The sequence below is a fragment of the Actinoplanes sp. TBRC 11911 genome (assembly GCF_012933445.1).
GTDB lineage: Bacteria > Actinomycetota > Actinomycetes > Mycobacteriales > Micromonosporaceae > Actinoplanes.
In genome coordinates, this window is the sequence record NZ_JABBNC010000027.1 from 136,641 (window position 1) to 142,983 (window position 6,343).

4 protein-coding genes are annotated in these 6,343 nt (G+C 62.7%); 3 read left to right on the forward strand and 1 reads right to left on the reverse strand.

What is annotated here, in order from left to right; genetic code table 11:
* The first annotated feature begins 2,356 nt into the window (after window positions 1-2,356).
* On the forward strand, window positions 2,357-4,024 hold the full coding sequence (locus HH310_RS30095; protein ID WP_169179071.1) for an AMP-binding protein: 1,668 nt from the start codon (window positions 2,357-2,359) through the stop codon (window positions 4,022-4,024).
* An 891-nt stretch (window positions 4,025-4,915) separates the two neighbouring features.
* Window positions 4,916-5,317 carry a hypothetical protein gene (locus HH310_RS45890; protein WP_396027554.1) on the forward strand — a complete coding sequence of 134 codons (402 nt, stop codon included), beginning with the start codon at window positions 4,916-4,918 and terminating at the stop codon, window positions 5,315-5,317.
* On the opposite strand, the gene HH310_RS30105 is transcribed toward HH310_RS45890, so the two are convergent.
* Window positions 5,307-5,717, reverse strand: a complete 411-nt coding sequence (locus tag HH310_RS30105) for an SDR family oxidoreductase (protein ID WP_169179072.1) — start codon at window positions 5,715-5,717, stop codon at window positions 5,307-5,309. The genes HH310_RS45890 and HH310_RS30105 overlap by 11 nt on opposite strands.
* A gap of 110 nt (window positions 5,718-5,827) precedes the next feature.
* Between HH310_RS30105 and HH310_RS30110 the strand changes: the two genes are divergently transcribed.
* A complete protein-coding gene (locus tag HH310_RS30110) occupies window positions 5,828-6,223 on the forward strand; it encodes a hypothetical protein (RefSeq protein ID WP_169179073.1) in 396 nt (131 codons plus the stop codon).
* Window positions 6,224-6,343: the final 120 nt, after the last annotated feature.

A 6,343-nucleotide genomic window follows, 5' to 3' on the forward strand; every position in this document is an offset into this window, starting at 1 on the left:
CCGCATTTTCGCGGTGCGGCCCTTACATCAAGTAACGATGACGACAGCTAAGCGCGGCCCCATCTCTTGCTCTGCGCCAATAGACTTATTGCGCATGATCATAGGGGCCGCGCTTACTTTCTGAAATTCGCACCTTGGTGCGGCTGCCTAGCTTCTTTGCCGACTGTTTCGTGCGATGATGCACGATAGCAGTGGCGACGTTGGCCAGGTTAGGGTGTGCCGAGCACCTTGTAATATGTATTGTGGTTTAGCGCGGTGAGTAGCATGTAAACGTAGACGCCTCGTGTGACCAGACCCACCGCCACACTAGTCCGCCAGTCTGCGAACCCGCTTACTTCCCGCTGGAATCCGCGAAAGACGAATGGGCGGCTGAAGCCCGGATCGATAACGCCGCTCCACACGTATCCATCGTCAGCGACATGTGACGTGATGGCTTCGCCATTCGAGTTGACGGCAATCGTTGGGCTGTGATGGGTGGTACCTCCCAGGCTCTGCCAGTCGGACCACCCTCTCACGGACGGGTAAAAGATCGAGAGATAGATGTGCCCGTCGGTGCCTTGGTGCACGGCGTAGTAGCGGTCGAGGCTTCCGCTGGGCACTTCCCTCTGCCATGCCACGGTGGGGGCCGATGGGCTGCGCGCGTTATTCCCCATGAGCTGGGGAGCGGACCAACGAAGGCCATCGAACTCGATGTACCACAAACGCTGGTCATCGCTTGTGGCTGTGTGGTCCCCGCGATACACCAACATCAGATGCTGGGAGCCAGGCCCTGGCTGGGCAACCGAAACACTCTGGGCCGTAGTATTGCCCACGATTGGGGTCCATTCACCCCAATCGGAAGGCCCAGTGGGACGGCTATCGGAGGTTGAGAAATAGATCCGGTGATCGGTACCTACATGGAACGCAGCCCAGCCGCCGCCCCACCGAACTATTGAAGGGGCGACGTTTGTGCGCGACCCTGCGCGTATCCGGTAAGGCGCAGCGTCGTTGTAGCTGACCCAGACGTCGTTGTCATCTATTCCGCGCCATATTCCCACCTGGTTGCCCGACGGATCGTTGGCTTCGTGGTACGTGTCTACTGTCTGCAGCGCTCTACCACCGACGAGTTCTTGGTAGAAGCTGGCTTGTTCCCCGGGTAGCGCAGCGTAGGCATTCCCGCTGGCGACAGTAACGGCAATGGCAGACGCTATCGCCACCACCCCGGCATGCCACTTTTTCACTCGGAGCAAGTTCCATCCTCTTTCTAGGTATTTGCTTGTTGCTCTAAGTAAATTGGGATCGGAAATCGTTACTCTCGCAGCATCAGGTTGCGCAAGAGTTCCCTCAGAACCTTCGCTTCCATTGCTGCTCAGATACTTCGTGGACTGCCCGTCTGGTAACTTGCGGCCATGATCAGATCCAACATGCCAGGAAATCGGCGCCACAGTCCTCGACGCACAACAGCGCAGGCTACCGGCATGCAGAACAGGGTGACCCAGCGATTCGCGCGTAGTTCCTTTCAAACGAAGGCGCGAACAGTGTTACGACAAATATTGATACGACCAGGTCAACATTCGAGACAACGACAGAGCCACGGTGACCCGACTGATCAGCCGCACATGAGAGGGACGCTATCTTCTGACTACTTGATCATCAAGTCAGCGTGAACGTGACGGCGGCCACGCCGATGTCGCTTCACTCAGGAAAGTCAAGGGGAGCAGCGCTTCCCACCGCACGGACAGCCGTTGAAAGTAGAGCAAACACGACCACGGACTCGTATCTCACAGACGGTAAGGACAAACGCGGAGCACATTGACGCCCCCTGTTGCCCACCCTCGCCAGCAGGCGCCCACGTTCGGACGGCCACCGGTCCGGCGCACTTGGCGCAGGCCTGCGCGGCGGTACAACTTGCCCGGGCCGGCAATCCACTAATGCCAGGCCGAAATGGTTGCCCGTCCAGGTGGAGAGCCTCACATCGCCATCACCCCGCACGAAGGTGACCCGTGGATCCGCGCCCGAGTGGCGACAGTGTCCCCTTGGAGGATGAGCCGGGCAGAGTCGAAGAGTGAAGCTGTGTCTGCTACGACATGCTGAACGCTCCCCGTTGACCTCGTCGTTCTGGTGTCGCGGCGTTCGAGTGCATCCGCCCTGCGCGTGAGGAATTCAGCCACCTCGTCGGACAGTCGCCCGGGCTGGTCTGCTTCATCCCCGTGCGCTCGGCAGCCTCACCCGCTGCGCGCACAGTCCGTTGTGCCTCGGTGTTGGCGAGATTCATCTAGCGGAGGCGGGTTTTTGGCGAGACCGATGTTTACTCGCGGTCGCATGAGGTCGGTCACGGACCAGAACCTCGGGCAGATGGTGGACGTCGGGTTCCTACATGCAGATAGACGACGGTTTGTGGCCGCCCGCGATGTTCGAGCCACAGCGAGAGATCGCGACGCACTACCATGAGCAGGGCTGGTGGCGGCCGACAACCCTCCTCGATGACCTCGTTGTTCGGCGCCGGGAGACGCCGAACGCGGTGGCGGTGCGCTCCTACCACGCGGAGGGAGGCTCTGAATCACTCTCCTGGTCCCAGTACGCCGACCGGGTCGAACGCTATGCCGCTGCTCTGCGGTCGCTGGGCGCCGGCCCCGGCCGTGTCGTCGCCGTTCAGATGCCGAACCTCTGGCAGACGAGCGCGCTGATTCTCGCTGTGCTCCGGACCGGGGCCGTAGTCGCGCCGATCACCACCACGTTCCGTGCGCGTGAGCTGGAGCGCATGCTTGATTGCCTGAAGCCGGTCGTGGTGATCACGGTGGCCGAGTTCGACATGTATAACCACGCCACCGCTCTCGCCGAAATGCGCACACGCCTGCCCTTCCTGCGAACCACCGTAGTGTTTGGCGATGGACCGGCAGATATCAATTTCCACAAGTACTTCGAGCAGCGGCAGTGGGAACCGCTGGCATTAGCGGACGCGCGTGACAACCCTGACCGCGTAGCCGCGGTGATGTTCACGTCGGGTACCACCGGCGAGCCGAAGGCCGTTCTGCACACCTACAACACGATGTATGCCGGTGGTCAGGACTACGCCGTACAAGAAGAGGTCGGCCCCGCCGATGTGATGTTCAATCCGCATGCGCTGACACACATGTTCGGTCTGCTCTACAGCTTGATGATGCCGGCGACAACAGGGGCTACCGCGGTACTGCTGGACGAGTGGTCACCCGCCGCCGCCCGGACTGTTATCGACGACGCCCACGCCACCCTCGTCAGTGGTTCGCCACAGTATCTGATCGGACTCTGGGAGCAGTACCCCGAGCTCACCACCGCATCCATCAGCCGCGTCATCACCGGCGCCACTACGGTCCCGCCCAACCTCGTGAGCAAGACCCGAGCGGTCACCGGCGTAGCCCTACAAAGCTTTTGGGCCATGACCGAAGTCATGCTCGGGACCTGGACCCGACGCACCGACCCACCGGACTGGAGCGCTCACAGTGACGGCCGACCCGGTGCCGGCACCGAGCTCGACCTCCGTGGCAACGACCCCATCGATCGGAACAACCCAGCAGCGCTGTTCATGCGTGGTCCTAGCGTCTGTATCGCGACCGTTGGACGGGACAGCGGCAAGGTGACCATGATTGCCGATCATGACGAAGGCTGGTACGAAACCGGCGATCTAGCCATCCCCGATGGACGCAACGGTATCCGCCTCATGGGCCGCACCGCTGACAGAATCAACCGCGGCTTTGTCGTGCCGGCCGCTGACGTAGAAGCAGAACTACTCAACCATCCCGGAATCCGCGACGTCGCCCTGGTCGGTGTATCCATCGAGGGCGAGATCCTGGACGAGGCGGTCGCCGTAATCGTGCCGTCCGGGCCGCCGCCAAGCCTCAATGAGCTAAACTCCTTCCTGACCGCTCGGGGTATGACCGACTGGTGCCTACCGACACAACTGAAAGTCGTGGACACACTCCCGCGCAACACCACCGGAAAAATACTGAAGAATGAGCTCCGCCGCGAGCTACGAGTCACCGCCACCGGCGGCGCGGTCTTCCGATGATCACGTGCGCAACGATTCAACACGTAACGCCCAGGTACGACCCGACGACCGAACAGCATAAAGATCACCCGCTCGCCATGGTGGTGACCCCACCTCCACCTAAGCGCTGAAACGGTGCATCCGGCGGGGCGAAGGCCCCCGGAGCGCGATCAATCGCGACCGCGATCCGCGCCCCGCATCCATCCACGCAACGGCACACCACTCGATGAGACGCGCCATCGCGTGCTCGGCGATCAACCGTTCGCAGAGCCATCTCGCGGTGTTCCATCGCTTACACGATCGCCGAGATCCACCCGGTTCTCGGCGATTTTGTCGGGCTGACAGGATTTGGATCCGGGGCCCCTGGACGGCAAGTCGGATCGCACGCCGCGATTCGGCTAAGCCACAGTCACTTCGCCGACGCCGGCAAGCCGCGCCAGGTACTGGTCCAGCGGCGCAATCCAACACTCGGGCAGATCATCACGAAACTGTTGGGCGGTTGCATCCATTGCCCATCCCATCGTGACCGTGACCTGATGGCTGAAGCCGAGAAATCTCTGCTCGCCAACGTCAGATAGCGGCCCCAACTCGGGAATGCATGCAACACAGTGGCCATATCTAGCCAGCCAAGCATGTTGACGGCGTCGGCTGGGAGGCCGACCTCCCGCACTGCTGCCGTCACCCGAGGAGCAACACTGAGGCAGTCACCGTCACGGGCCACGCCGACAAGCGAAAAGCTCCCCAGCAGGGCCGACAGCCTTTCAACCGCACCAGCCACCGACGTCGGATCAGGGGTCATGACACTCAGCACAGGGTCCAGCGACCGGGCAGAGCTGGGGCTTGACTGGTGTTTATGGTGGTCGTGTCGTGTTCGTCGGGGAGAACGGCTCCGGGAAATCGATGCTGGCGGCCATGATCGCCGGCCTGCGGACCCCGACCGACGGCGTCATCGAGTGGAACGGTGAACCTTTCACCCACTTTGACAACGACGGGCTGCGGGCGTGGACCCGTGGTGATGCAGGAACATCACCACGAGCTGTACAACGCCGCGGCGAACATCGCCATGGGAGACCTGTCCGCGACGCCGAACCAGGCCCGAATCGAGGCTGCCGCCCGGCAGGTCGCCGCGAACCTGGACCAACACAGGGCCTTCCTGAGTCCGGCGACGGCCAGAGCGGCGCCAACCCGGATCAGGGTCCGAGTCCGGACAGAAGCCCGGCGGACCGGCACCGCCGTCTCGACGACACCGACGAGAGCCGCGGCAACCGGGCGCCCAACCTGAAACTCGGCGGTCCAAAAGGCCTTAGTCCTTAGCAGGGCTCAGGAGTGCAGCGAGACGCGCTTCTTCGGCGCGGCTAACCAAAATATGGCCGCCGCCATCGACGGCCAAATTGCGGCCGTTGACCAGAGACGACGCATCACGTGCCAGCCACGTCACGGCGGAGGCGACATCGTCGGTGGTACCCGGTCGGCGAACCGGCTGGTAGTCCCCCATGATGTCGGGAAAAACGGCGGCCAGACCACCCGCGGTGCGATCAGCGACGGCCGGGTCGAGCCCCGCACCTTTACCGAAAATTCCCGTAAGCACAACGCTGGCCGACACGCTGTTGACCCGACCTCCACTCTCGCCCGGCTCCACTGCGGCAACACGCGTCATGTGGATGATCGTGGCCTTGGCCACCGAATAGCGGCCGGCTGCGTAGTGCGCTGGCACGGCCTGCTCACCTGCGTGATTGACGGAACCCAGCTCAGTGTGGCCGACAGCCGGCGAACCTTGGCCGTTACCGCAAAGCCTGTGGGAACCACGGCGGCTCCGGTTACCCCGTGCTACGCCTGTCCGCGCTGCTGTCCTGCGGCACCCGCTCGGTGCTCGACGCTGTGTTCGCCCCTTTGGGCACCAGCGAACTCGACCAGGCCCGACAACTGGCCCCAGCCTGCACCCGGGAATGCTGCTACTGGCCGACCGTAACTACGCCGCCGCCGAACTGTTCAACCGCGACCGGCGCTGACGTGCTGATCCGGTGCAAAGCGAACCGGAAGCTGCCCCTGATCGCCCGCCACCGGGACAGATCCTGGCAATCAGCGCTCGCCGGACGCACCATCCGGGTGATCGAGGCCCGCATCGCCGTCACAACCAGCAACGGCATACACACCATCGACCACCGAGGTGACCGTGCGGCTGCCCGCATACGCCGTCAATGTCGTGCCTTTCGATCGTGAGTCACACGGCCCGCGCACCCGCGTGAAACTGAGCTTGCTCGACCCGTCACTACGCCCGGACCAGCTGATCGAGCTGACCCCCGAACGTCTACGCGAACGCCTGCGCGACTCAGGCGACTA

Bases quoted from the DNA above. Each gene is read 5' to 3' on its own strand.
- HH310_RS30095 (WP_169179071.1), top strand. From the start codon at position 2,357: ATGCAGATAGACGACGGTTTGTGGCCGCCCGCGATGTTCGAGCCACAG.
- HH310_RS45890 (WP_396027554.1), top strand. From the start codon at position 4,916: ATGATCGCCGGCCTGCGGACCCCGACCGACGGCGTCATCGAGTGGAAC.